The sequence below is a fragment of the Paludisphaera mucosa genome (assembly GCF_029589435.1).
GTDB classification, from domain to species: Bacteria; Planctomycetota; Planctomycetia; order Isosphaerales; family Isosphaeraceae; genus Paludisphaera; species Paludisphaera mucosa.
The window spans coordinates 5,177,368-5,200,653 of record NZ_JARRAG010000002.1 but is presented as its reverse complement, the minus strand read 5'-3'; the positions used below and the strand labels follow the sequence as shown (position 1 = coordinate 5,200,653).

The 23,286-nt window shown below is 73.1% G+C and carries 19 protein-coding genes and 1 other RNA gene; 8 read left to right on the top strand and 12 right to left on the bottom strand.

Going from position 1 to position 23,286, the window contains the following annotated elements; all coding sequences use genetic code 11:
• Positions 1–3: 3 nt before the first annotated feature.
• Positions 4–813 carry a PEP-CTERM sorting domain-containing protein gene (locus PZE19_RS30035; RefSeq protein WP_277864293.1) on the bottom strand — a complete coding sequence of 270 codons (810 nt, stop codon included), beginning with the start codon at positions 811–813 and terminating at the stop codon, positions 4–6.
• Positions 814–979: 166 nt separating this feature from the next.
• Here PZE19_RS30035 and PZE19_RS30030 point away from each other — a divergent pair, with 166 nt between their 5' ends.
• The 4 genes from PZE19_RS30030 to PZE19_RS30015 all read left to right on the top strand — a co-directional run bounded on the left by PZE19_RS30030 (position 980) and on the right by PZE19_RS30015 (position 7,442).
• Complete coding sequence (locus tag PZE19_RS30030) at positions 980–1,606, top strand: sigma-70 family RNA polymerase sigma factor (RefSeq protein ID WP_277864292.1); 627 nt, start codon at positions 980–982, stop codon at positions 1,604–1,606.
• On the top strand, positions 1,603–4,026 hold the full coding sequence (locus PZE19_RS30025; protein ID WP_277864291.1) for a protein kinase domain-containing protein: 2,424 nt from the start codon (positions 1,603–1,605) through the stop codon (positions 4,024–4,026). The genes PZE19_RS30030 and PZE19_RS30025 overlap by 4 nt, the downstream gene beginning before the upstream one ends.
• A 203-nt stretch (positions 4,027–4,229) precedes the next feature.
• On the top strand, positions 4,230–6,056 hold the full coding sequence (locus PZE19_RS30020; RefSeq protein WP_277864290.1) for an alpha-amylase family glycosyl hydrolase: 1,827 nt from the start codon (positions 4,230–4,232) through the stop codon (positions 6,054–6,056).
• Positions 6,057–6,209: 153 nt separating this feature from the next.
• On the top strand, positions 6,210–7,442 hold the full coding sequence (locus tag PZE19_RS30015; RefSeq protein WP_277864289.1) for a tetratricopeptide repeat protein: 1,233 nt from the start codon (positions 6,210–6,212) through the stop codon (positions 7,440–7,442).
• Between the two features lie 596 nt (positions 7,443–8,038).
• Here PZE19_RS30015 and PZE19_RS30010 read toward each other — a convergent pair.
• Positions 8,039–8,545, bottom strand: a complete 507-nt coding sequence (locus PZE19_RS30010) for an aminoacyl-tRNA deacylase (RefSeq protein WP_277864288.1) — start codon at positions 8,543–8,545, stop codon at positions 8,039–8,041.
• Positions 8,546–8,875: 330 nt separating this feature from the next.
• Here PZE19_RS30010 and rnpB point away from each other — a divergent pair.
• Positions 8,876–9,323, top strand: an RNA gene (gene rnpB / locus PZE19_RS30005) — RNase P RNA component class A.
• Positions 9,324–9,555: 232 nt separating this feature from the next.
• On the top strand, positions 9,556–10,959 hold the full coding sequence (locus tag PZE19_RS30000) for an exo-alpha-sialidase (protein ID WP_277864287.1): 1,404 nt from the start codon (positions 9,556–9,558) through the stop codon (positions 10,957–10,959).
• Here PZE19_RS30000 and PZE19_RS29995 read toward each other — a convergent pair.
• The 3 genes from PZE19_RS29995 to PZE19_RS29985 form a co-directional block, all read right to left on the bottom strand.
• Complete coding sequence (locus PZE19_RS29995) at positions 10,925–11,419, bottom strand: hypothetical protein (RefSeq protein WP_277864286.1); 495 nt, start codon at positions 11,417–11,419, stop codon at positions 10,925–10,927. The two genes, PZE19_RS30000 and PZE19_RS29995, sit on opposite strands and share 35 nt — an antisense overlap.
• 84 nt (positions 11,420–11,503) lie before the next feature.
• Positions 11,504–12,034 (bottom strand): hypothetical protein, encoded by a 531-nt coding sequence (locus PZE19_RS29990; RefSeq protein WP_277864285.1) that lies wholly within the window; start codon positions 12,032–12,034, stop codon positions 11,504–11,506.
• On the bottom strand, positions 12,031–12,333 hold the full coding sequence (locus tag PZE19_RS29985) for a hypothetical protein (RefSeq protein ID WP_277864284.1): 303 nt from the start codon (positions 12,331–12,333) through the stop codon (positions 12,031–12,033). The genes PZE19_RS29990 and PZE19_RS29985 overlap by 4 nt, the downstream gene beginning before the upstream one ends.
• Before the next feature lie 171 nt (positions 12,334–12,504).
• On the opposite strand from PZE19_RS29985, the gene PZE19_RS29980 reads away from it, so the two are divergent.
• Positions 12,505–12,960, top strand: coding sequence for a hypothetical protein (locus PZE19_RS29980; RefSeq protein ID WP_277864283.1), 456 nt, complete (start codon positions 12,505–12,507; stop codon positions 12,958–12,960).
• 271 nt (positions 12,961–13,231) lie between these two features.
• Here PZE19_RS29980 and PZE19_RS29975 read toward each other — a convergent pair whose 3' ends face one another.
• The 6 genes from PZE19_RS29975 to PZE19_RS29950 all read right to left on the bottom strand — a co-directional run bounded on the left by PZE19_RS29975 (position 13,232) and on the right by PZE19_RS29950 (position 19,806).
• Positions 13,232–14,302, bottom strand: coding sequence for a biotin--[acetyl-CoA-carboxylase] ligase (locus tag PZE19_RS29975; RefSeq protein WP_277864282.1), 1,071 nt, complete (start codon positions 14,300–14,302; stop codon positions 13,232–13,234).
• A complete protein-coding gene (gene nadC, locus PZE19_RS29970) occupies positions 14,299–15,195 on the bottom strand; it encodes a carboxylating nicotinate-nucleotide diphosphorylase (RefSeq protein WP_277864281.1) in 897 nt (298 codons plus the stop codon). Before nadC ends, PZE19_RS29975 begins: the two co-directional genes overlap by 4 nt.
• 31 nt (positions 15,196–15,226) lie before the next feature.
• Positions 15,227–16,309 carry a sugar ABC transporter substrate-binding protein gene (locus PZE19_RS29965; protein WP_277864280.1) on the bottom strand — a complete coding sequence of 361 codons (1,083 nt, stop codon included), beginning with the start codon at positions 16,307–16,309 and terminating at the stop codon, positions 15,227–15,229.
• Positions 16,310–16,652: 343 nt separating this feature from the next.
• Positions 16,653–18,713 (bottom strand): excinuclease ABC subunit UvrB, encoded by a 2,061-nt coding sequence (gene uvrB / locus PZE19_RS29960; protein ID WP_277864279.1) that lies wholly within the window; start codon positions 18,711–18,713, stop codon positions 16,653–16,655.
• 99 nt (positions 18,714–18,812) lie between these two features.
• Entirely contained in the window at positions 18,813–19,211 is a 399-nt protein-coding gene (locus tag PZE19_RS29955) for a ComEA family DNA-binding protein (RefSeq protein WP_277864278.1), read from the bottom strand.
• A 112-nt stretch (positions 19,212–19,323) separates the two neighbouring features.
• On the bottom strand, positions 19,324–19,806 hold the full coding sequence (locus tag PZE19_RS29950; RefSeq protein ID WP_277864277.1) for a hypothetical protein: 483 nt from the start codon (positions 19,804–19,806) through the stop codon (positions 19,324–19,326).
• A gap of 871 nt (positions 19,807–20,677) precedes the next feature.
• On the opposite strand from PZE19_RS29950, the gene PZE19_RS29945 reads away from it, so the two are divergent.
• Complete coding sequence (locus tag PZE19_RS29945; RefSeq protein WP_277864276.1) at positions 20,678–21,529, top strand: tetratricopeptide repeat protein; 852 nt, start codon at positions 20,678–20,680, stop codon at positions 21,527–21,529.
• Positions 21,530–21,552: 23 nt separating this feature from the next.
• On the opposite strand, the gene PZE19_RS29940 is transcribed toward PZE19_RS29945, so the two are convergent.
• Positions 21,553–22,965, bottom strand: a complete 1,413-nt coding sequence (locus tag PZE19_RS29940; protein ID WP_277864275.1) for a cobyrinic acid a,c-diamide synthase — start codon at positions 22,963–22,965, stop codon at positions 21,553–21,555.
• Between the last annotated feature and the right edge of the window lie 321 nt (positions 22,966–23,286).

Here is a 23,286-nt window from a genome sequence, read left to right as displayed (position 1 = left end):
CGCTCACCTCCGGCGCAGCAAGGCCGGCGCCGCGACGGCCAGCCCCAGGCCGAGGCCCAGCAGCACGACGCTCGCCGGCTCGGGGACCACCGAGCCCGCGACGGCGAACGTCGGGCTGAAATTGTTGAATGCAAGCCCGATGCCGTCCCCCTTCGTCCCCGTGAACGTCAGGCGGATCGCCTTGACGCCGTCGGGCAGGCCCTCGAATCCGAAGTTCCAAGGCAGGCTGTCGAGCGACCCCGGCGAGGCGTCCACCCCCAGCGGCGAGGGGAGCATGGCCAGCACATCCCCCCTCGCGTTCAGGACGTCCACGCGCCATTGCTCGGTCACCCCGGCCCGGGGCTGGCCGTCGATGTCCCAGATCTCCCCCGAGAATCCCCGGATCGCCTGCGCCGTGTCGTACACGATGAGGAACGGGCCCGGCAGCGTGCCGATGCCGTCGGGCTGCCGGAGGAAGTAGTCGCCGAGCTGCGAGCGGAAGCCCGGCCGGGCCCGGTCGTGGGTGCCGCCGCCGACCTGGCTGGAGAGGAAGCCGTCGTCGCCGTCCTCGCCGACCTGCTCGAACCGCGGCAGGACGTCCACCCCCTCCTCGAACGTGTTGTTGTCGTTCGTGTCGAAGAAGAACCGGACCGTGCCGCCGCCGTCGATGTCGTAGGGGTTGAGCAGCGGCGCATCGTCCGTCGGCGTGTTCCCGTTGGGCCGGGTCTCGAAGGTGATCAGGTCGCCGGCGCGGGCGGCGGACGCCAGGCCCAGGCAGAGGGCGGCGATCCCGGCGGTCCGGATCCGGGGCCGGGAGGCGAACGATCGGGGCATGGGGGGCTCCTGAGGATCGGCGTCGGTTCGAAATAGTCAACAACGTCGCCATGCGAACGCCGTCCCGTTAGGATGGGTCGCATCGAGACGTTCACCAATCATGACGAAATGGATTAACTCGAAGCGGGGCCGCCGACTCGGGGGCCGCCCGCCGGGGGGACGCGTCATGCCGCCGCACGAGGGCGAGACGACCGACGGGGACCTGCTCGAACGCCTGGGAGACTGGGCCGACCACGAGGCCTGGGCGGAGTGCGTCCGCCGCTACGACCGGGCGATCCGCCGCCACGTCCGGTCCTACCGGTTCGGCCCGGCGGCGACCGAGGACCTCTGCCAGCGCATCTGGATCGAGCTGGCGCGGCGGATGCGCGGCTACCGCTACGACCCCGGCCGGCGGTTCCGCTCGTGGCTCGGGCGGCTCTGCCGCTCCCGCGCCGTCGACCACTGGCGACGGCGCCGGGCCGAGGAGGCGCGGGCCGGGGCCTCGCCCCCCGAAGGGTTCGACCGCGTCGCGATCGAGGAGGAGCCCGAGGGGGACGCCTCCCCGGGCCTCCCCGCGCTCCTGCGCGAGGCCGCGCGGGTGCAGGAGGCCGTCCGGCGGCGGGTGGACGCCCGGACCTGGGACGTCTTCTGGAGCATCGCCGTCGAGGACGTCCCGGTCCGCGAGGCGGCCGAGGCGGCCGGGCTCTCGTACGCCGCCGCCTTCGCCGCCCAGAAGCGCGTCCGCCGCATGCTCCGCGAGGAGGCCGCGGGGCTCGAGAGCGCGACGCGGGCCGACGCCGGGGCCCGGCCGTGACGCCCCCCGGCCCGTGCCCCCCGCCGGAGGCGCTCCACCGCCTCGGCGCCGACTCGCTCGACGTCGGAGGCTTCCTCGCCCTGGAGGCCCACGTCGCCGAGTGCGCCTGCTGCCAGGACCGGCTCGACCGCCTCGCCCGGCACGAGCCGACGGAGACGAGCGACGGCCCGCGCCCGGCCCCCGCGAGGCCCGCGGAGGTCCCCGGCTGCGTGCTGGGGGCGGAGCTGGGCCGGGGCGGTTCCGGCGTCGTCTACGAGGCCGTGCAGCCGCGCCTCGGCCGTCGGGTCGCCGTCAAGATCCTGGCCGGCGGCCCGGCCCTCGACGCCCGGGCCCGCGAGCGATGGCTCCGCGAGGCCCGCGCCGTCGCCAGGGTGCGGCACCCCAACGTCGTCCGCCTCCACGAGGCCGGCGAGCACGACGGCCGCCTCTACCTGGTGCTCGACCTGATCCCCGGCGGCAGCCTGCGCGACCTGGCCCCGGGGCCGATCCCCCCGCGCGACGCCGCCCGCCTGGTCGAGGCGGTGGCCCGCGCCGTCGAGGAGATCCACCGCGTCGGGCTCCTCCACCTCGACGTCAAGCCGTCGAACATCCTGATGGACGGCCCCGCCGACGCCGGGTGGGAGGGGCGGACGCCGATGCTCTCGGACTTCGGGATCGCCCGCGACGAGGCCGAGGCGTTCGAGGCGAGCGTCTCGGGCACGCTCGGGGCGCGTGGGACGCCCGCGTTCATGGCGCCCGAGCAGGTCGACGGCCGGCCGGGGGCGATCGGCCCGGCCGCCGACGTCTTCGCCCTGGGGGCGACCCTGTACGCCCTGCTGACCGGCCGCCCGCCCTTCCAGGGGGCCTCGGCGATCGAGACCCTCGACCTGCTGCGCGCGACCGAGCCGCCGCCCCCGCGGTCGCTCGCGCCCGGCGTGCCCCGGGACCTGGAGACGGCCTGCCTGAAGGCGCTCCAGAAGGCCCCTTCGCGGCGATACGCCTCGGCCGCCGCGCTGGCCGACGACCTCCGCCGCTGGCTCGACGGCCGCCCGATCGAGGCGCGGCCGGTCTCGGCCGCCGGGCGGCTGGCGCGCTGGTGCCGCCGCCGCCCGGCCCCGGCGGCCCTGGCCGCGGCGCTCGCGGTCACGATCCTCGTGGCCCTCGCCGGCCTGGCCGCCCTCTGGCGACGCTCGGAGCACCAGCGCGGCCTCGCCGAGGCCGCTCGCGTCCGCGCCCTGCGGGGCGAGGCGACGGCCGACGACGCGGTCGCCGACCTCGTCGCCCTGCTCCGCCGGTCCGTCGAGGTCCCCGGCCAGTTCTCCAGCGAGCGCACCGACGACGCGACCGCCGCCGTGCTCGACCTGACGGCGAAGCTCCGCCGCACCCCGGCCCTCGTCGCGCGCCACGCGACCGCGATCGCGGCGATGGAGATGGGCCTCGCCAACATCCGCGACCGCAACGGCGCCCGCGACGACGCCCTCCGCCTGATGGACGACGCCGCCGACCTCGTCGCGGCCACGCTCGCCCGGGCCGGCGCGGGCGACGATCGCGTCCAGGCCGCGGTCCGGCTCGCCGACATCGTCATGCGGCGCGGCGGCAGCCAGCAAGACCGCGCCCGCTTCGCCGCGGCGGCCGAGGACCTCCGGCTCGCCGAGCGGACGCTCGCCCCCCACGTCGACGACCCACGGGCCTATGACGCGCTCGCCGCCCTGCGCCACCTCCGCATCTACCTCGCGCGTGCGGCCCCCGCCGCGGCCGGCCCCGAGCCGGGCCGGGCCCCGCGGACGACCGCCGACCCCATCCTGAACCTGGTCGACGCCCTGGCCGAGTGCGAGGCCCGGGGGCCGGGCTCGCCGACCGCGGCCGCGTGGGAGGCCCTGGATCGGGTCCCTGCGGCGACCCGCCTGCCCCGGACCGTGGAACTCCTGCTCGCCGACCTCGCGGCCCGCGAAATCTGCGAGTCGACCGACGCCGACGTCCGCGACGGCGACCGCTTCGACCCCGAGGCGACGGCCCGGCGCATCCTCGACGGGTTCGACGCCGGCCTCGCCCGCCTCCGCCCGTCGCCGACGCGGACCGAGGACGTCCTCGAACGGCTGAGCCAGTACGCGACCCTCCAGGCCATCGCCGCCCGCCGCGCCGGCCGGCTCGACGAGGCCCGCCGCAGCGCCCGCTGGACGGTCGCCCTCGGCCGCGCGATCGGCCGCCGCGACCCCCGTTCCGCCGGCCCCCACCTGCTGCTGGGGCGGGCCTTCGAACAGGAGTCCAAGATCGCCTGGCGCGTCCCCGACGAGGCCGCCGTCGAGCGTTCCCTCCGCGTCGCCCTGGCCGAGATGACGCTCGCCCTGGCCCTCGCCCCCGACCGCGAGGATACGCGTCGCTCGCTCGCCGGCCTCCGCGAGAAATACCTGCGGCTCGCCGCCGCCGAGCCCGAATCCTGATCCCCGCCGGCGACCCGCTCGGCGCCGCGCAGGGATCGAATCGATACGAAATCGACCTTTTTCCACTGGCCGTTTTCCGCCCCGTTCGGGACAATTTCGATTGACGACGGCGCGACCCGCCGCGCCGTCCGACCGGAACGGCGTCGTCGCGTTCCCGATCCCGGCGTCCCGCCGGCCGGCCGACGGGGGAGGAGGGTCGAGCCGTGCTCACTCTGAAGGACCGACGGGTCCGGGCCGCCTTCGACGAGGCCGGCTGGCCGACCGTGAAGGTCGTGTCGGTCGACGGCCAGGAACGCCCGATCCTGACGCCCTTCGCCTCGCCCCAGGACTGGCGCGACGTCTGGATCTACTTCCTGATGCTCGACCGGTTCGACCGCTCGGACGGCCGGCCGCCGGCCGGCGTTCTCGCGGGCGGCGCGTACGACGCCCCCTTCGGCGGGTACCAGGGCGGCACCTACAACGGGGTGCGCGCCCGCCTCAAATACATCAAGGACCTGGGCGCCGGCGCGGTCTGGCTCTCGCCCGTCCTGAAGAACCGCCAGTCGGATCCGGACGGCTTCCACGGCTACGGCATCCAGGACTTCCTCGAGCCCGAGCCCCGGTTCGCGTCCGCCCCCGACAAGGCCGACGCGGAGCTGCGGGCCCTGGTGGACGAGGCCCACGCCCTGGGGCTGTTCGTCGTCTTCGACGTGGTGCTCAACCACGCCGGCGACGTCTTCGCCTACCGCGACCGCGGGCCGTCCTCGCCGCCGAGCCCCTCCGTCCTGCCGATCGAGTGGCGCGACGAGACCGGCGCGGCGCGGCCCGACTTCGCCGTCGTCGAGGCCGTCCCCGACGCCGAGCGGACGCCCGACGGCCTGGTCTGGCCGCGCGAGCTGCAGCGCAACGACTTCTTCCGCCGCAAGGGGAAGGGGGGCGAGGAGGGGGGCGACTTCGAATCGCTCAAGGAGTTCGTGACCGACGCCCGCGACGGCCAGGTCTTCCCCGTCCGCAACGCCCTGATCCTGGCGTATCAGTACGCCGTCGCGCGCTACGACGTCGACGGGTTCCGGATCGACACCCTCAAGTTCGTCGAGCGCGACTTCGCCCAGACGTTCGGCAACGCGATGCGCGAGTACGCGCTGAGCATCGGCAAGAAGAACTTCTTCACCTTCGGCGAGGTCTTCGACGGCGAGGAGAAGATCTCCGAGTTTATCGGCCGCAACACCAGCGACGACGGCGACCTCGTGGGGGTCGACGCCGCGCTCGACTTCCCGCTGTTCTTCCGGCTCCCCTCGGTCGCCAAGGGGTTCGCGCCGCCGACCGACGTGATCGACGTCTACCGCCGCCGCCGGGCCGTCGAGCGCCAGGTCCTCAGCAGCCACGGCGAGGCCGGGCGCTACTTCGTGACGTTCCTGGACAACCACGACATGCACGAGCGGTTCCGGGCCGCGGCGACCGACGGGCCCGACCGGTTCGACCCCCAGGTCGTGCTGGGCGTCGCGCTCCTGTTCGCGCTCCAGGGGATCCCCTGCCTCTACTACGGCACCGAGCAGGGCCTGCACGGCCGCGGCGACGGCGACCGCTTCGTGCGCGAGGCCCTATGGGGCAAGCCCGGCGCGTTCGACCCGCGGCATCCGCTCTACCAGGCGATCCGGCGGCTCTCGGAGGTCCGCGAGGCCGAGCCCGCGCTGCGGTACGGGCGGCTCTACTTCCGGCCGATCTCCGGCGACGGCGTCCGCTTCGGCGCCTCGCCGTTCGCGCCCGGGGTCCTGGCCTTCTCGCGGATCCTGAACGACCGCGAGGTCGTCGTCGTCGTCAACGCCGACACCCAGGCGGGCTTCCGGGGCCATGTCCTCGTCGACCTGTTCCTCCACCAGGACGGCGACCAGCTCCGCGTCCTGAACGACCCGTCCGCCGCCGCGCCGGGCCCCGTCCGCAACCGCGGCGGCCTCCAGATCCGGGAGATCGAGGGCGGCCTGGGCGCGGGCCCCGCCAACATGGTCGAGGTCGACCTCGGCCCGATGGAGGTGCAGATCCTCGCGCGATGACGCGGTCGGCGCGGACTCAGACGCGGGCGCGAGCCTCGGGGACGGCATGGGCCTCCAAGCCCGAGGAGGCGGTGCTCCCTCGCGGCTCATGCGGCCGCGATGCGGTCGTCGCCCAACCCGCACGCACCCGTTCGAGGAGGTCCGACCGAGCCCATGAGACGGATCGTCTTCACCCATCACCCGCCACGATGCGATCGGCGGCACCTCGTCACGGAGGCCGAGGTCCGAGTCGTCCTCGGACGCCTCCCGGAACGGCTTTGGGAGAGGCTCGCGGCGGTCCATTTCAACGACCGGTCCCGGGGCGGCCGTCTCCTCGGCTACGTCGGCCGCATGCGGGATGAGATCAGCCTCTGCGCCCTGCCGCCCAGGGTGAGCCTCGCCGCGTTCCTGACGCGATCCCAGTCGCCGACTCGCTTCGGCGCGGTCCGCGGCTGTCAGTGGCCTGCGCTCGCCGTGCGCCGGTTCCTGCTGTACGACGTCCTCCTCCACGAGCTCGGCCACCTCCAGGTCGTCGATGGGCGGGCGAGGAAGACGCGCCGGAGATTCGCGAGCGAGACCCGGGCCCAGGAGTTCGCCGAGTCCTGGTGTCGAGAGGTCTGGTCCCGTCCGTTCGACCATCCCGATCCGGTCCACAACCCGGCCCCGGCCGAGGAGATTGCGGCCCTGCGCGGCGGCTGGAGGGATTCGCACGGCCATTATAAGCAGGGCCTCGTCCGCGAGAAGGCCCGGCGGTACGAGGAGGCCGCCGCCATGCTCGTTCGGGCCGTCGGGCGATACCCGGGGCACGCGAGGGCGCTGGAACGGCTCGGCGTGCTCACCTACGCAGGCAAGGGGACGGCCCAGTCCACCGTCGGGGCGATCGAGATCCTGGACGCGGCCGTCCGACGTGAACCGACGCTGCTGGATGCGACCCTCTTCCTCGGCATGGCCCTGTCGAGGGAGGGCCGCGAGGCCGAGGCGAGGAGCTGCTTCGAACGGGCGATGCTCCTCGACGCGTATGGGATCGCGATCGCGACGTACGCCGACGCCCTGGCCGATTGGGGCCGCTTCGCCGAGGCCGAGGCGCTGTTCCGGAAGGCCCTCCGGAGAAACCCGCGGAGCGTCCTCGCGATCCGGGACTACGGCCGATGTCTCATGGACGCACGCGATCCGGGGGCCGACGACGTCGGGCGGGCCATCGTCCTCTTCGAGCGAGCCCTGGCCCTCGACCCCACGGACGACGCGTCCCATTATCTTCTCGGTCGCAGCTTGCTCCTGGTCGACGGCGAGCAGGGGCGGGCGATCGAACATCTCGAGCGGGCGTTGCAGATCCGGCCCGCCCACGAAGGGGCCGCCGAACGACTCGCCGAGATCGCGGCCGGGAGGGATGACCCCCGCGAGGGATGACGCTTCGATCCGGGACTGAGGCGGACGATCGGGACTGCCCGCTCACTTCGCCTCGACGATCCGATCGACGCGGGACCAGAAGGCGTCCCACGCGTCGCGCTCGGGCGCGTCCAGAGACTTGAGGGCGTCGGGATCGCGGACGTCGGCGAGGTCGGCGTCCTGCTTCTGGTGGGCGAGGGTCGCGAGGGTGGTCGGCCGGGATTCGGCGGGGTCGGTCGCGAGCCGCTCGACCCAGGCCGAGCGCTCGGCCTCGAGCCAGGCGAGGGCCCGGGCCCGGAGCTTCGCCCGCGCGTCGGCGGCGAGGGCCGACGCCTCCTCACCGCCGACGTGCGGCCGGCCCCCCGGCCGCGCCCGGATGTCACTTCAGAACGTCCGCACACGAGCTGGATGATCGATCTTTCATGATTTCTCGCGGACTTTCCAGAGAACGACGGCCTGATCCACGACAAGACCCAACGACTTTCAGCGCGCGAGGATGCGGATCGTTCGTCGCCCTCGACGGGTCCGACGAGGTCGACGAACGAACGACGCCGCCCCGGGCCGGCGGTGGGCTCGGGGCGGCGTCGCGGCGTCGGGGCCCGTCGCGGGCGGGAAGGTCAGCCGGCGCGGCGGTGGGGGCTGGGCGAGGGGGCGGGGGCGGGCGAGATGGGGGCGGCGAACTCGGCGCGGAGGGGGGTCTCGACGGCCTCGTAGTCGGCGAACCGCATGCGCAGGCCTTCGTGGCGGGTGTGGGCGGCGAAGGCGATCTCGGGCTGGATGAGCGAGGGGTCGACGATCGTGGCGATGCCGTAGAGCCGGCCGAACGGCGGGATCGCGCCGGGCTCGCAGTTGGGGAAGCGGCGGGCGACCTCCTCGGCGGTCGCCAGGCGGACCTCGGAGGGGTCGCGGTGGAGGGCCGCGGCGAGCCGGGCGACGTCGATCCGCGAGGTGGCCGGCAGGACCGCCAGCCAGTCCTCGCCGCCGACCCGCATCAAGACGGCCTTGGCCACCGCACGACCCGAGACGTGGAGCCGGGCCGCCAGGCGTTCCGCCGAGGAGGCCGGGGCGTGCGGCAGGGACTTGAACCAGACGCGACGGCTGCGGAGATATTCGGTGAGATACATCGATGTCGCCTCCAGGGATGGGTCGTCGACCGAAGTATAGTTCGCGCCGTGCGGCCTGACGGGGGATGGCAAGGTTTTCGAGACCCTTGCAACCGGTGCAATCGGCGCATTTCCCCGAAAACGGCCTGGAGCGGCCGGCGGCCGCGGACCGAGGGGCCCGCCGCGGATTCCGGCGCGGGCGATTCGAACCTTCCGGCGGCGGATTCGTCTTGGGGATGGGGGGGAAACCTCCTATCATGGTGCAGAGGGCTCGCGGCGGAAGCGATGATCGCCGTGGCGCCCCAGGGCGGCTCGGGCGCGTCGGGGAGACCCGGCGGGCGCGGACCGGCCTGGGGGACGTGCCGCGGAGGAAAGTCCGGACTCCCCAGGGCGCGGTGGTGGGTAACGCCCACCGTCCGGTGCGTTCGCGTACGGGATAGGGAAAGTGCCACAGAAAGCAAACCGCCTCGCCGCCGGGATTCACGTCCCGACGTCGCGGTAAGGGTGAAACGGTGAGGTAAGAGCTCACCAGCAGGCCGGGCGACCGGCCTGGCTCGGCAAACCCCACCGGGAGCAAGACCAAATAGGGGAGCAGCGGGAGACAGCGTGGGCGTCGAAGGGCCGGGCGACCGGACCTCGCGAGCCTTCGTCCCGCACGGGTCGGCCCGACCCGTCATCGACTCCCGGGTAGGTCGCTCGAGGCGTCGGGAGACCGGCGTCCCAGAGAAATGATCATCCGAGGCCGGATGGAGCGGTCCCCGTTCCTCCGTCCCCGACAGAATCCGGCTTACGCCACCGCCGCGACGCCCTCTCACCTTCTTCCCCTCGCTCCTCGGCCGCCCCACGGCCGGGAGCGGGAGGCGACGACCGACCGACCGATCGCACGACCCCCTCGCCTTCGCGGCCGGCCGGGCGTTCGACGGCGTCCGCGCCCGTCCCTCGTTCGACCCGCATGCCCGTTGATCCGCGGCCCGATTTGCCGGAGCCTCTTGGTTGGGGAACCAGGCCTGGGACCGGGGGGAGGGCTGATCGTGCGACATCATCTCGTGGCGGCCGCCGCGTTGGCGGGGGCGTGGGGGCTGACGAGTCCGGCGTCGGGCCAGGGGCCGGCGGCGAAGGAGTTCATCAAGGACGCCGACGACCTTCGCGCGCGGGCGGCGACGGAGCTGCGCGCGACGAAGCCCGATTTCGTCGTCTTCGTCCCCAGGATCCGCGACGGGGCGGTCGCCGACACGGGCAACGAGCATTTCCTGGTCTTCGACGGGCCCGACGGCTCGTTGATGGCCGTGTGGACGCAAAGCTCGGTCGAGAACTACTCGGCCGCCCAGCCCGCCGACCAGCACATCGCCTTCGCCCGCAGCGACGACGAGGGGAAGACCTGGACCGAGCCCCGGGTGGTCGCCGGGCCGAAGAAGCCGGGCGACGGCCCCATGGCGAGCTGGGGCTACCCGCTGGTGGCGAAGACCGGTCGCATCTACGTGTTGTACAGCCAGCACATCGGCAGGTTCGACACGTTCTTCCACCACACCGGATGGCTCCGGGGCGTCATCAGCGACGACGCCGGCCGGACCTGGTCGCCGCCCCAGGACGTCCCCGTCGCGCGCAGCATCCACGACAACCCCGACCCGACGATGCCGCCCAACATGCTCTGCTGGCAGAAGCCGTTGCGGCTCGGCGCGGGGGGCAGATACCTCGCCGGCTTCACCCGCTGGACCAGCTACGCGGTGATCCCGAACCCGCTCAAGGACTGGCGCGCGGCCGACGCCCGCGTCGAGTTCATGCGGTTCGAGAACGTCGACGACGCCCCCGAGCCGCGCGACCTGAAGATTTCGTGGTTCGCCTCGAACGACAAGGCGCTCGCCGTGCCGTTCCCGGGCCGTCCCGAGCGGAGCGCCTGCCAGGAGCCGTCGATCGTGAGGCTCCCCGACGGCCGGCTGTTCGTGGTCATGCGGACGGCGGCCGGCAGCCCGTACTGGTCGCAGAGCGGCGACGGCGGCGAGACCTGGACCTCGCCCCAGGTGCTGCTGCGCAAGGACGGCGGAGCCCCCCTGCTCCATCCCCTCTCACCCTGCCCGATCTACGACGTGGGCGAGTCGGCCGGCGGCGGCCGATACGCGCTCTTCCTCCACAACCACGACGGCCACTACAAGGGCTACGGCCCGGCCGACACGGGCCGGCATCGCCGGCCGATCTTCCTGGCGGCCGGCCGCTTCCAGGCCGGGGCCGACCAGCCGGTCTGGTTCGACGAGCCCCGCCCGTTCATGGATCACGACGGCGTCGCGCTGGGCAAGCCGGGGACGCCCGGGCGTCTCGACCTGGCCCTCTACGCCAGCTCGACCGTCCGAAACGGCCGCGCGGTGCTCTGGTATCCCGACCGGAAGTTCTTCCTCCTCGGCCGGATCATCGGCCCGGAGTGGTTCGCGCCGGCGCCCTGACCGCCGGCGGCCCGGGCGCGATCGGGACGGCGTCGATCGGCCCGAAGCTGGGATGCGCCGGGACGATCATCCCGGGATCGAGGTCCGTACGGGCCTCGTGGATCATCGCCTCGTCGATCCCCGGGCGGGCCGGGACGACCATCGGGGGGTCGAACGCCATCGGCGGCGCGGGCGTGAATCGGCCGCGCCGGAGCGGAGGCCCGGGGACGCGGGGCGCGATCCTCGGCGGGGCCGTCCGGACCTGGGCCGGCCACGCGATCGAGACTCGCCGCGCCCGCGGGCGGGTCGTGGCGGCCGACGGCCCTTCGAGCGTGGTGTAGGCCGCCAGCATGGCGACGAGGACGGTCGTCGCCCCGCAAGCGACCCCGGGCCGCATGCCCAGGAAGGCGTGCGCCCGAGCCGCCGGCTCGTCCTTCTTGCATCGGTCGTCGAATTCGGGATCGGTCCATCGGGTCGTCATGGCATCCTCCTTTCCCGGGGTCCAGCTTCATCACGTTCGGGCGGGCCGATCCTTAGGGCCGCCGCCCGGTTCCGGCCGAGGCGCTCAGGGGAATGGGAACAGCGGCATGGCCGGCTCGGCCGGCGTGGCCGGAGGGATCGGGGTGGAGGACGAGACCATCGGCCGGGGCGATATCGCCCTGCTCGGGACGAACGGGACCGGAGTGGCGGGACGGATACGCGGGGCGCTCGGGATCGGTCGCTTGACCGGGATGGGGGCGACGACCGGCAGGGGGCCGGCGCGCAGGGCGCCGGCGACGCTCCGCGGCGACGGGGCCGTCCAAGAATCGATCCTGTACTTTTTCAGGGGCTCCCGCCGCTTCGCCGCGAGGATCGGCGACCGGGGCGGCGTCGGGCCGACGGGCCCTGGCGGTCGGATCCTGACGGTCGTCCACGACAGGAGGAAGAAGAGCACCATCGTCGCGACGCCCATGGCGAACGCGAGCCGCCAGCGCCGCGACGAGAAGGCGCCGACGTCGGCGAACTTCTTGGCCCCATCCTCGAAGTCCGGATCGGTCCATCGATCGGCCTTCTTGGACCCGTCTTCGAAGTCGGGATCGGTCCATTTCGGCGTCATGGCGTGTTCCCCGGGGCGAGGCGGCCCTCGACGGGCCCGGTCGAATCCAGGCCCGCCTCGCGGAGCGCGGCGAGGCCGCGATCGGTCGCGACGTAGATCCAGCGGAGGTCGGTCCGGTCGGGGCCGGCGACGAGCCCTTCCCTTTGAAGGGCGTACAGGATCTTGAACACCGACGTGTTCGGAGGCTCGTCGGCGAACCAGCCCGGCGGGAAGGCGCGCTCGAGCCGATCCTTTCCCCACCGGCCCTCGAAGTGGGCCACCGCATGCAGGACCGTCATCCGGGCGCCGGCGTCCGCCATGAACGACCTCCCGATCCGACCGATGAGATCCACCGCCTCCATCCGCGATGCTACCCGACCCGCCCCCGAATCCCGCAGCAAAATCCGGCCGAGCTTGACGCATCGCGGGAGAGGGGCGATCCTCGGGACGCGGAAATGCGACCCACCCCCACGCGACGAGGCCCTCGCCCCATGCCCCGACTCGGCTGCTCCGTCACGGCGCTCATGCTGGCCACCGTCGCGTTCGCCGCGTTCTTCGTCACGTTCCTGGGGGCGGGCCACCTGCTGGAAGGGACGTTCCTGCACCTCCCCAACGCCCGGGAATCCGACCGCAAGGCCGAAGCCTCGGCCCGCAGGGGAGAGCACGACCGGGCGGAGTCGCATCGACGGGAAGCGAACGCCGCGCGCGATCGCCTCAAGCGATCCTACGAGACGGCGTCGGGACTGATCCTCGTCCTCGTCGCCGTCCCCCTCCTCCTCGCCGCCTTGCGCTTCGGAGAACTGCGATCCTTCCGAGATCCCGACGCCCGCCGCGGCGCGCTCGCGAAGATCTCCTTCGGGCTCCTCATCGCCCTGGGCACGGGCCTGATCGCCGGCCTCCTCGCCTACGTCGCCCTGATGCTGTACGTGATTGCGACGTTGGATTGACGTCGGTGCGAGCGTCCCGGGGACGGAAACGGCCCACCGCCGCGAGATTCGATTCCCGATCGCGCGATCGGAGACCATCCTTTACCTTGAAAGACCCTCCCGGCCACGCCCCGCCACGACGCCGCCGCGGCCGAGCGGCAGCCGGAAACACAAAATTTATCGAGCCAACGAAGCCAACCCGATTCCGCCCCATCACCTTGAAATCTCAAAGCTTACGGCGAAACCACGACAGGCGTCGCCGGACGAACGGAGCCGATTCCAAGCCAATCGATCAGGCTCCGGGTTCGAGGGCCGCGACGGCGTCGAGGGGGATGCGGACCAGGCCGGGGAGGCGGGCGGGGTCGTCGGCGGGGCCGGGTTCGAGGGTCAGGCCCTGTTCGAGGTCGACGTCGACCAGGCGGCCGGCGAGGACACCCGTGGCGGTCGCGACGCGGACGGGGCGGCCCAGGTGCTCGCAGTGGTCGCGCCAGGCCAGGGACAGGGCCGACGGGCCCTCGCGGAGGCTGGCGTCGTACCAGCGGTCGAGGCGGCGGATCAGGTCGCGGGCCAGGTCCGAGCGGTCGAAATCGCGGCCGGACAGGATCCGCAGCGAGGTCGCCTTCTCGCGCAGCTCGGGGGGGAACGCATCGGCGGCGACGTTCACGTTCAGGCCGATCCCCACGACGACCGCCGTCTCCGGGCCGTCGGCGTCGGCCGGGCGGATCGCGCGTTCGACCAGCACGCCGCAGATCTTGCGGCCGTCGACGCGGACGTCGTTGGGCCACTTGATGCGGGCCTCGCGGCCGGAGCGTTCGGCGACCGTCTCGGCGACGGCGACCGCCCCCACGACGGTCAGCCAGGCGACGCCCGAGGCCGAGTCCTTCCCCATCGGGGCGAGGCTCGCGGGCGGGAAGAGCAGGACCGACATCAGCAGGCTCGACCGCTCGGGCGCGTGGAACGACCGGCCCCGGCGGCCGCGGCCCGAGGTCTGCTCCTCGGCCATCACGACCAGGCCGTCGTTGGCCGCCGTCGAAGCCCCCCGCGCGGCGGCGTCGTTGGTGCTGCCGACGCGGCTCCACACGGCCAGCCGGCGGCCGATCCGCGCCGTGCCCAACTCGTGCTCGATCTGGTCCGGGCAGAGCCGTCGCGCCGGCCCCCGATAGGCGACGGCCCCGTCCTCGCGGCGGTCGAGCCCGAAGCCGAAGGCCGCCAGCGCGTCGAGGTCGGCGGCCGTCGCCCGGGGGTCGCCGGGAAGTTCGGCGAGCGGCACGAAGCCCGCCGCGCCCCGGATCCGCTCCAGCAGCGGGATGTTCAGGGCCGGCGGGGCGGGGTCGGCCCAGGTGGTCGACGGCCCGGCGGTCATGGGGCGACGGCGAAGTCGAAGGCCACGTCGAGGGCGATCGCCGAGTGCGTCAGGGCCCCGACGCTGATCCGGTCGACGCCCGTCCGGGCCAGCGCCCCGATCGTCGCCAGCGTCACGCCCCCCGAGGATTCCAGCCGCACGCCCGGCGCCCGCGCGTCGCGGCGGCGGACGGCCTCCCCCAGCGCGTCCGGCCCCAGGTTGTCGACGAGCACGATGTCGGGCCGGCAGGCCAGGGCCGCGTCGAACTGGTCGAGCGTGTCGACCTCGACCTCGACGACCGTCCCCTCGGGAGCGGCGGCGCGGGCCGCGGCGACGGCGCGGGGGATCGGGTCGGCGCCGCCTTCGGCCTTGAGCCAGGCCAGGTGGTTGTCCTTGATCAGGACGGCGTCGTACAGGCCGATGCGGTGGTTGAAGCCGCCGCCGCAGCGGACGGCGTACTTCTCCAGGATCCGCCAGCCGGGGGTCGTCTTCCGGGTGTCGAGGACCCGGGCGGCGGTCCCCGCGACCTCGGCGACGTAGCGCGAGGTCAGGGTGGCGACCCCGGCCAGCCGCTGGACGAAATCCAGGGCGGTGCGCTCCAGGGTCAGGATCGCGCGGAAGTCGCCCTCGATCTCGGCGACGACGTCGCCGGCGCTCAGGCGGTCGCCGTCGGCCTTGCGGGGCCGCCAGCCTTCGACCCCGAACGCCTCGACGAGCATGGCGACGATCGGCAGGCCGGCGAGCACTCCCGGCGCCCGCGCCACCAGCCGGGCCGACCCGCGGGCTTGGGGGGGGATGACGGCCGTCGTGGTGAGGTCGCCGCGGTCGCCGAGGTCCTCGGCCAGGGCCATGCGGATCAGGGCCTCGGCGTTGCGCCTCTCGGGCTCGCCGAAGCCGGGGTCTGGGTTCGCCATCGCGCGTCGGTCCTCCCCTGCCTCGCCGCCGTCATTCGGCGGGCGTCGCCAATCTCCCCTTGCCGGGGCCGAGCGGCTCGACGGGCCCCCGGGGCAGGCCCGACTGGAGGGGAGAGGCGAGGATGGGCGTGTCGATCTCGACCCGGTCCGCGACCGTGTCGCCGCGGAGGACGTGCGCCGCGACGTTGACCCCCTTGCGGAACAGGCGGTCGGCGACGTAGACGCCGATCGCGGCGTACTCGCCCGCGTTGGTCAGCGCCTTGCAGGCGGACTCGTCGTCGCTGTAGCCGGCGACGACGTAGGGGCGATCGGGCTTGATGCTCGTCTGGGCGCCGGCGACGCCCGCGGCGTCGGTCGCCAGCACGAGGGTCGCCTTGGGGTGGGCGGCCAGGTATTCATGAAGGCCGGGCTCGACGTCCTTGGCCTCGCCCGAGAATCGGACCTCGCCGACCTCGCCGACCCCGGCCGCCTGGAGCGCCTCCTTGAGGGCGGCGACGCGGTCGCCGACCAGGGGGTCGGACGGCTCGTGGACGAGGATCACGGCCCCCGCCTTGGGGTCGGTCTTGCCGGTGACGGCGTTGCGCGCGGCCACCTGCACGATCCGCGCGGCCGACTCGCCGAACGGCTTGGGCGCGACGACGATCTCGCGGCCGGGGCCGCCGGCCGACTCGCCCAGCGGCCGGCCCAGGGCGACGACCAGGATCCCCTTCGCCCGGGCCTCGCCCGCGGCGCGGGCCAGCTCGGCGTCGGGCTGGCCCGGGACCTCGATGATGACGGCCGGCGGGTCGCGGCGGATCGCCTCGCGGACAAGTTCCGCCTGGCGACCGGCCGGGGCGTCGGCCGGCGTTTCCGCCGTCCGGACCAGGACCGTCTCGAGCCCCGCCTGGATCCGCGCCGCCGCCCTCGCGACCTCCAGCTCGTAGGGGGCCTTCGGGGCCGGCACCAGCTCAAGGCTCTTGAGCCCCTTCTTCGGCGCGGCGCCCGCCGGCCGGATCCGCGCCGCGACGTCCGGCGGCACCGGACTCTCGCAGCCCGCGACGGCCGTCACCAGGGCCGCCGCGATCAGCCCGACCCCACGACGAAGACCCGTCCCAGCAAATCCGAGGCGCGTCATGACTTCCCCATCCCTCCCGCGAGACACCGTAACAGGATACGTCGGTAGTGTATCCCAAGGCGTCGCGCGCGACCATGGGTGGGGCGTGGAAACGCGGGGTCCCGAATCTAGAAGACGCCCTGTCCAATTCATCGAGGCGGGTGGGGCGAAAACTCCTTCTCCCCTCGTGGGAGAAGGTGGCCGCAGGCCGGATGAGGGGCTCGTCATCCGACGCGGGCCTTTCGCAGTCCAGGCCCCAAGACGGCCTCGCAGCCCGAGACCCGGAGGGGATCCCCCTCATCCGGCCCTTCGGGCCACCTTCTCCCACGAGGGGAGAAGGACGACGGCCCGGCCGGCCGAGGGCTCAATTCCGCTTCTTGCCGGCGCGGGCCTTGGCCTTCGCCTTGGAGCGGGCGCTCTGGCCCTGGGGGCTGGCGGCGGGGCGGGCGGGGCCGCCGGACTGGGTCGAGCGGAGCTGGTGGATCTTGTCGCGGAGGGCGGCGGCGCGTTCGAACTCCAGCTTCTCGGCGGCGTCGAGCATCTCGGCCTCCAGCGCCGAGAGGTACTCCTCGCTGGCGTCGGTCGCCTCGTCGCGGTGGACGGCCTGGCGGGCGACGGTGCGGGCCTGGATCTCCTCCTCGATGCCCTTGCGGATCGCCTTGACGATCGACTCGGGCGTGATGCCGTGCTCGGCGTTGTAGGCGAGCTGGAGCGCCCGCCGCCGCTCGGTCTCGTCCATCGCCCGCTGCATCGAGGGGGTGATCTTGTCGGCGTAGAGGACGACCTCGGCGTTGACGTGGCGGGCCGAGCGGCCGATCGTCTGGATCAGCGACGTCTCGCTGCGGAGGAACCCCTCCTTGTCGGCGTCGAGGATGCAGACCATCGACACCTCGGGCAGGTCCAGCCCCTCGCGCAGCAGGTTCACGCCGACGAGGGCGTCGAAGGCCCCCTCGCGCAGCTCGCGGAGGATCGTCATCCGCTCGATGGCGTCCAGCTCCGAGTGCAGCCACTTGCAGCGCAGGCCCTGCTCCTTGAGGTACCGCGTGAGGTCCTCGGCCAGCCGCTTGGTCAGCGTGGTGATCAGCACCCGCTCGCCCTTCGCGGCCCGCTTCCTGGCCTCTTCCAGGAGCGCCGGGACCTGGCCGCGGGCCGGCTCGACGCGGACGATCGGGTCGATCAGGCCCGTGGGCCGGATGACCTGCTCGACGACCTCGCCGCCCGACGCCGCGACCTCGTAGTCGGCCGGCGTGGCCGAGACGAACATCCGCCGCGCGGGCTTGGCCTCCCACTCGTCGATCCGCAGAGGGCGGTTGTCCAGGGCGCTGGGGAGCCGGAAGCCGTGGTCGACGAGCGTCAGCTTGCGGCTGTGGTCGCCGGCGAACATGCCGCGGATCTGCGGCAGGGTGACGTGCGACTCGTCGAGGAAGAACAGGCTGTCGGGCGGGAAGAAGTCGAGCAGCGTGTTGGGCGTCTCGCCCGGCTTCCGGCCCGACAGGTGCCGCGAGTAGTTCTCGATCCCCGAGCAGTAGCCGACCTCCAGCAGCATCTCCATGTCGTACCGGGTGCGGGCCGAGAGCCGCTGGGCCTCCAGCAGCTTGCCCTGCTCCTTGAGCTGCTGGAGCCGCTCCTCCAGCTCCTTGCCGATCGAGTCGACGGCCCCCTGGATCCGCTCCTCGGGCAGGACGAAGTGCTTGGCGGGGTAGATATACAGGTCGTCATGCGTGCCGATGACGTTGCCGGTCAGGGGGTCGATCGTCGCCATCCGTTCGACCTCGTCGCCGAACAGCTCGATGCGGTGGCCGAACTCCTCGTAGGCCGGCCACAGCTCGACGACGTCGCCCCGCACGCGAAACTTGCCGCGCTCGAAGGAGACGTCGTTGCGGTCGTACTGGATGTCCACGAACTTCAGCAGCAGCTCGTCGCGGTCGACGACGTCGCCGAGCTTCAGGCGGACCATCATCTTGCGGTAGTCGTCGGGCGAACCCAGGCCGTAGATGCACGACACGCTGGCGACGACCACCACGTCGGGCCGGCTGACCAGCGCGCTCGTCGAGGCCAGCCGGAGCCGCTCGATCTCCTCGTTGATCGAGGCGTCCTTCTCGATGTAGATGTCGCGCTGGGGGATGTAGGCTTCGGGCTGGTAGTAGTCGTAATAGCTGACGAAATAGCGGACGGCGTTGTGGGGGAAGAACTCCTTGAACTCGGCGTAGAGCTGGGCGGCGAGCGTCTTGTTGTGCGACATCACCAGCGCCGGCCGGCCGTACTGGGCGATGACGTTGGCCATGGTGAAGGTCTTGCCCGACCCGGTGACCCCCAAAAGCGTCTGGGCCCCCTTGCCCTCGCGCAGGCCCTGCACGAGCTTCTCGATCGCCTGGGGCTGGTCGCCCGCCGGCTGGTAGGGGCTGACAAGCTGGTATGCGCTCATCGTGTCTGGGCCTCGTCGCGCCTGGGGGCTTCCCGGTGAACGTCGGTCTAGGCGTTCCAGTATACCGGCGAGGCGGAGGAATTTCCCAGGCCGAGCGGGTCAGCGGCCCGGGGTCGCCTCGCGGAGGCGGGCGGCGACCTCGTCGCCGGCGCGGAGGTGGCGGGCGAGCCGGGCGAGGGTGACGGGGCCGACGCCCCGGGCGCGACGGGCGAGGTCGGACAGGCTGAGGAACGGGGCCTCGGCCCGCCGCTCGACGATCTCGCGGGCCAGGGCCGGGCCGACGCTGGGGAGCGCCGAGAGGACCTCGACCGGCACCGCGTTGACGTCCACGACGAGCACCGGCGCGCGGGCCGGCCGGGCGTGGCGCGCGGGGGCGACGGCCAGCATCGCCAGGCCCGCGGCGAGCGCCGAGGCCGTCAGCAAGGCTCGGCCCGCCGCCGACCAGGGTCCCGGCCGCGGCTCCGCCGTCGTGGACGCGTGTTCCGTAAAGGTCGGCATGGTTGTCCGTTGCGCGCGACGAACGGGTCGTGGGCCGCTGCAATGAACGTACTATCCCGCCCGTCCGGCGGCAAGGACGCTCCGCGATCGCCTCGCGGAGCGTCGGCCGGGATCAGCGCGGCCGTCGCCGCGCGTGATGGAAGAACAGGCCCATGGTCAGCATGGCCACGGCGAACATCAGGAAGGCGGCGGGTTCGGGCACGACGGACTGCGGCGCCAGCGGGCCGGGCGGGGTCACTTCCTGCCCCGTGGGGGGGAGCGTGGGCGTGGTCGGGACCACGTCGACGACCGGCGGGACGACCGGCGGGATGATCGGAACGATCGGGGTCGTCTCCGGTCCGCGCATGTGGCCTTGCCACCCCTTGACGACGACCTGAGTCGCCGGCGGCGTGAAGCCCCGGCCCTCGATCATCCGGCCGATGTTCGGGTGGTAGAAGTCGAATCGGGTCGCGTTCAGGGCGTGCCGCGACTCCAGCATGCGCCAGGCCCGCGTGTCCGGCAGTTGGCCGTTGTGCGTGGACTGGTACGTTTGGGCCGCGAAGATCTGCTTCGCGTGCTGAATCTCGTACTTCGATGGCGGGACGATGAAACCCATCTTGGTGCAACTCCTCGACCGTCGGCGACGTCCGAAGTCGGACGCCCTCGAAAATCTTCCATGACGCCCACGGAACCGGCCGGTCCTGATGTCCGCTCGACGCTGATCCCGGACCGAACAAAAAAGGCGTGACATCCGATCTACCGAGGAGGCGCGCAGCGTCTCCGCCGCGGCGTCGTCGATGTCGCGTTCCGTGGGATATCCCGCGGGAGAGCCGGTCGCCCCGAAGGGCCTTCCGCTCCCCATCGATCCTCTTTCTACCAGGTTCTACGATCTTGCCAACCCCGTGTGTCAATCCGGTCGAGCAAAGCCTGATGCTTGAATCCAACCAGTTGCTTGCCCCGACGCGGAATGTCGTTTTTCCCCACCGTCCTTCCGTAATATGGGCGCAAATGGGCAATCGTCGTGGCCGTCGTGCCACATTCGGCCATCCGGGCCGGGGCGGTTTGCACTCTTCGCGGGGCGGGCCGGGTCGAAATGGGGGTCGTCCCCGATGACGCGACGCTCCGGTTCCGGCGGAGCCGGGTCGGCGGCCCCGGAGGGCGGAGAGGAGGGCACGGCCCGCCGTCCCCGCGGCTCGACCCGAACATCGCCGCTTCGGGACTCGATTCCCGGTCGGCGCAGGGTCGAAAAAAATTGCCAACGAAAGGATTCGGACGTCTTGGAGCGGGTCGACGGGCGCTGGTAGACTCGGCGGCACGATCACACCCGACCGCGCACCGCGGCCCGATCCGCGTCGCCTTGCCTCGCCTCTGCTCGCATACGGAGAGACACGCCCAGGAGTCCGCCCCGTTCTGTTGACGAGCCCCCACGGGCCGCCTCGACGCTCCCGGGGCGGGAGCCGCCGTCCGAATCGATCAGGAGTCGCGCCATGGACGACGTCCCGCACCCGACGGTCCGCCGTCGCGATCGCCCGCCGACGCCCGGCGCGCGTCGGCTCGGCCTCGCGGTCGCGTTGTTGACGGGGGGGATCGCCGCGGCGTCGCCGGGGACGTGGGCGGGGCCGGACGATTCGTCGCGACAACGTCAATCGGTGGGAGCCACCGGCATGTGGGGTCCTCATTCCGGGCCGTTATTGACCGAGTACTACGAGGCCTTCCTGCGCGATCGCGACCTCGCCCGGTTCCGAGAGCAGGTCGCGGCCCGCTATTCGGAGGAGACGCTCTGCCGGGTGCTGGGCGCGTCGCCCCAGGTCGCGGCCCGCCGCGGGGCCGTGCTCGCCCTCGGGGTGATGGGCACCTTCGACGGCTGCAACACCCTGCTCGGAAGGGCCTTGCGCGACGACGACCCCGTCGTCCGGACGATGGCCGAACGCGCCCTGTGGGTCGTCTGGTTCCGGGCCGACGCGCCCGAGAACAATCAGGCCCTCGAAGAGGTGCGCACCCTGGCCGCCGCCGAGCGGCTCGACGAGGCCGTCGACCGCGCCTCGCGGCTGGTCGCCCGCGCCCCCCGTTTCGCCGAGGCTTACAACCAGCGAGCCATCGCCTACTTCAAGCTCGGCCGGTTCGCCGAGAGCGCCGAGGACTGCATCCGGACCCTGACGCTCAACCCCTACCACATCGGCGCCCTGGGCGGCCTGGCCCAGTGTCAGCTCGAACTCGACCAGCCCCGCGAGGCCCTGAAGACCCTACGTCGCGGCCTCAAGCTCCAGCCCCACAGCGAGGCCCTCACCGAGAACGTCCGCCGGCTCGAAGCCCGCCTGGAGTCCGACGGCCCCCGCTGACGGGGCGCCTTCGCTTCATCAGGTCAGGCGTCGGGGCCGGCCTCGTCTTCCCGGGTCTCGTCGGGCAGGGCGATCGTCGTCGGCCGGCGGAGCGACGGGTGGTGCGGCCCGGCGAAGGCCGAGACGACCTCGGGGAGCGCCGCCAGGTGCAGGTGCACGAAGCTCCCCACGGCGTGGTGGCGGAAGTAGAAGTCGCCGTCGCCCGAGAGCCGGCCGTAGCAGGACGGGCACTCGAACGGGGTGGGACTGAACTTCAGGTTCCAGCGGCCGCTGCGGTATCCCCGGACCTTGCTGCCCCGGGGTCCGAGCCAGCTGTCGCGGGAGAGCGTCCGGACGACCGGCTCGGGGGGCCTGGGGACGGCCGCGCGTTCGGCCTCGACCGGCAGGATGCCCGCGCCGGGGATCCGCTCGCCGTCGACGATGATCGACCGGCCGAGGTAGGCGGAGCCGCCCCCCTCGGTGTAGATCCGCTGGCCCCGGCAGACGTGCTGCCGCAGCGACGCCAGCATGCTGACGTTCGACGCCAGCTGGCCCGCGTAGACGTCCGCCAGGCCGCAGCCGATCATCACGAGGTCCACGCCGTCGGGCAGGGCCCCGTCGTTGAGCGGCGAGAACTCGACGAGCTGCGCCCCCAGGGCCGCGAGGGCCTCGAAGGTGTCGGGGAAGTAGCAGCCGAAGGCCGCGTCGCGGGCGTAGGCCACGCGGAACCCCGACGAGCCGACGGGACGGCGGCGGCCCGGCCGTTCGACGTACTCCGGGTAGGACCGGCTGGTGGCCAGCGTCTCGATCGCCTTCAGGTCGGCGTGGCGCAGGAAGCTCGCGGCGAGGGCGTCGACCGCCTCGCGGGGGAAGGCGCCGGGGGGGGCGGCCTCGATCTCGCGACGGGCCCCGGGGAGCAGGTCGACCGCTCCCACGACCGGCAGGCCGCTGGTGAGCCGGATCAGCCGACGGAGGCGGTCCAGGTCGTCGGGGGATTCCAGGCCGTCGAGGATCACCGCGGCGGCGTCCCGCGGCAGGTCCGGCAGGTGGAACGTGCCGTCGCGGAAGCCGGCGGCCGGCACGACGGAGACGACCGGCAGGTCCAGGATGTGGACCAGGGGGCCGAGGTCGCCGGGCGCCGGCTCCAGGCCGGCCTCGCAGAGGACGCCGGGCGAGTCGAGGCGGCCCTCGACCACGCCGAGGTCGGCGGTGCGGACGCCCTCGGCGAGCAGCGTCCGGCAGACGTCGGGCGGCATCAGCCAGGTGTCGAGGTGGCGGCCCGGCATCCCGGTCGCGTGGGCGACGACCTCGGTGGCGGTCGGGCAGGCCCGGGTGCGGAAGTGCTGGACGCGCCACCGCCGGGCCGTGAGGCCGGCGATGAGGGCCAGGCCGGCGATCGACGGGTCGGGGCCCGAGGTGGACGTCGCCAGGGCGATGCGGGGGACGGGCGTCGTCATTGCATTTGCGATCCACCACGCCGAGCGAGCGTCGAGACGCTCGACACCGAAATGTTACGGACTCTCCGAGGGGCGGCGTACGCGTCGGCTGAACGGACGAGCCCTCGGACGCCGGCGGGCGCCGGCCGGCACGCGGGATCTCGACGGCCGATGGCGCCGTCGAAATGCGAGGCCCTTGGGGCCGTGCGCCGGCCCGTCCCAATGATAGGGGCCGCACCATCCAGGTCAAGCCGGAACAGCCGGCCGAGGCGGGGCTTTCCGGGCGCCGTCTCCCATGCCCCCGCCCTCCGGGGCCGACCCGGTCGGGTCGCCCGGCGGCCG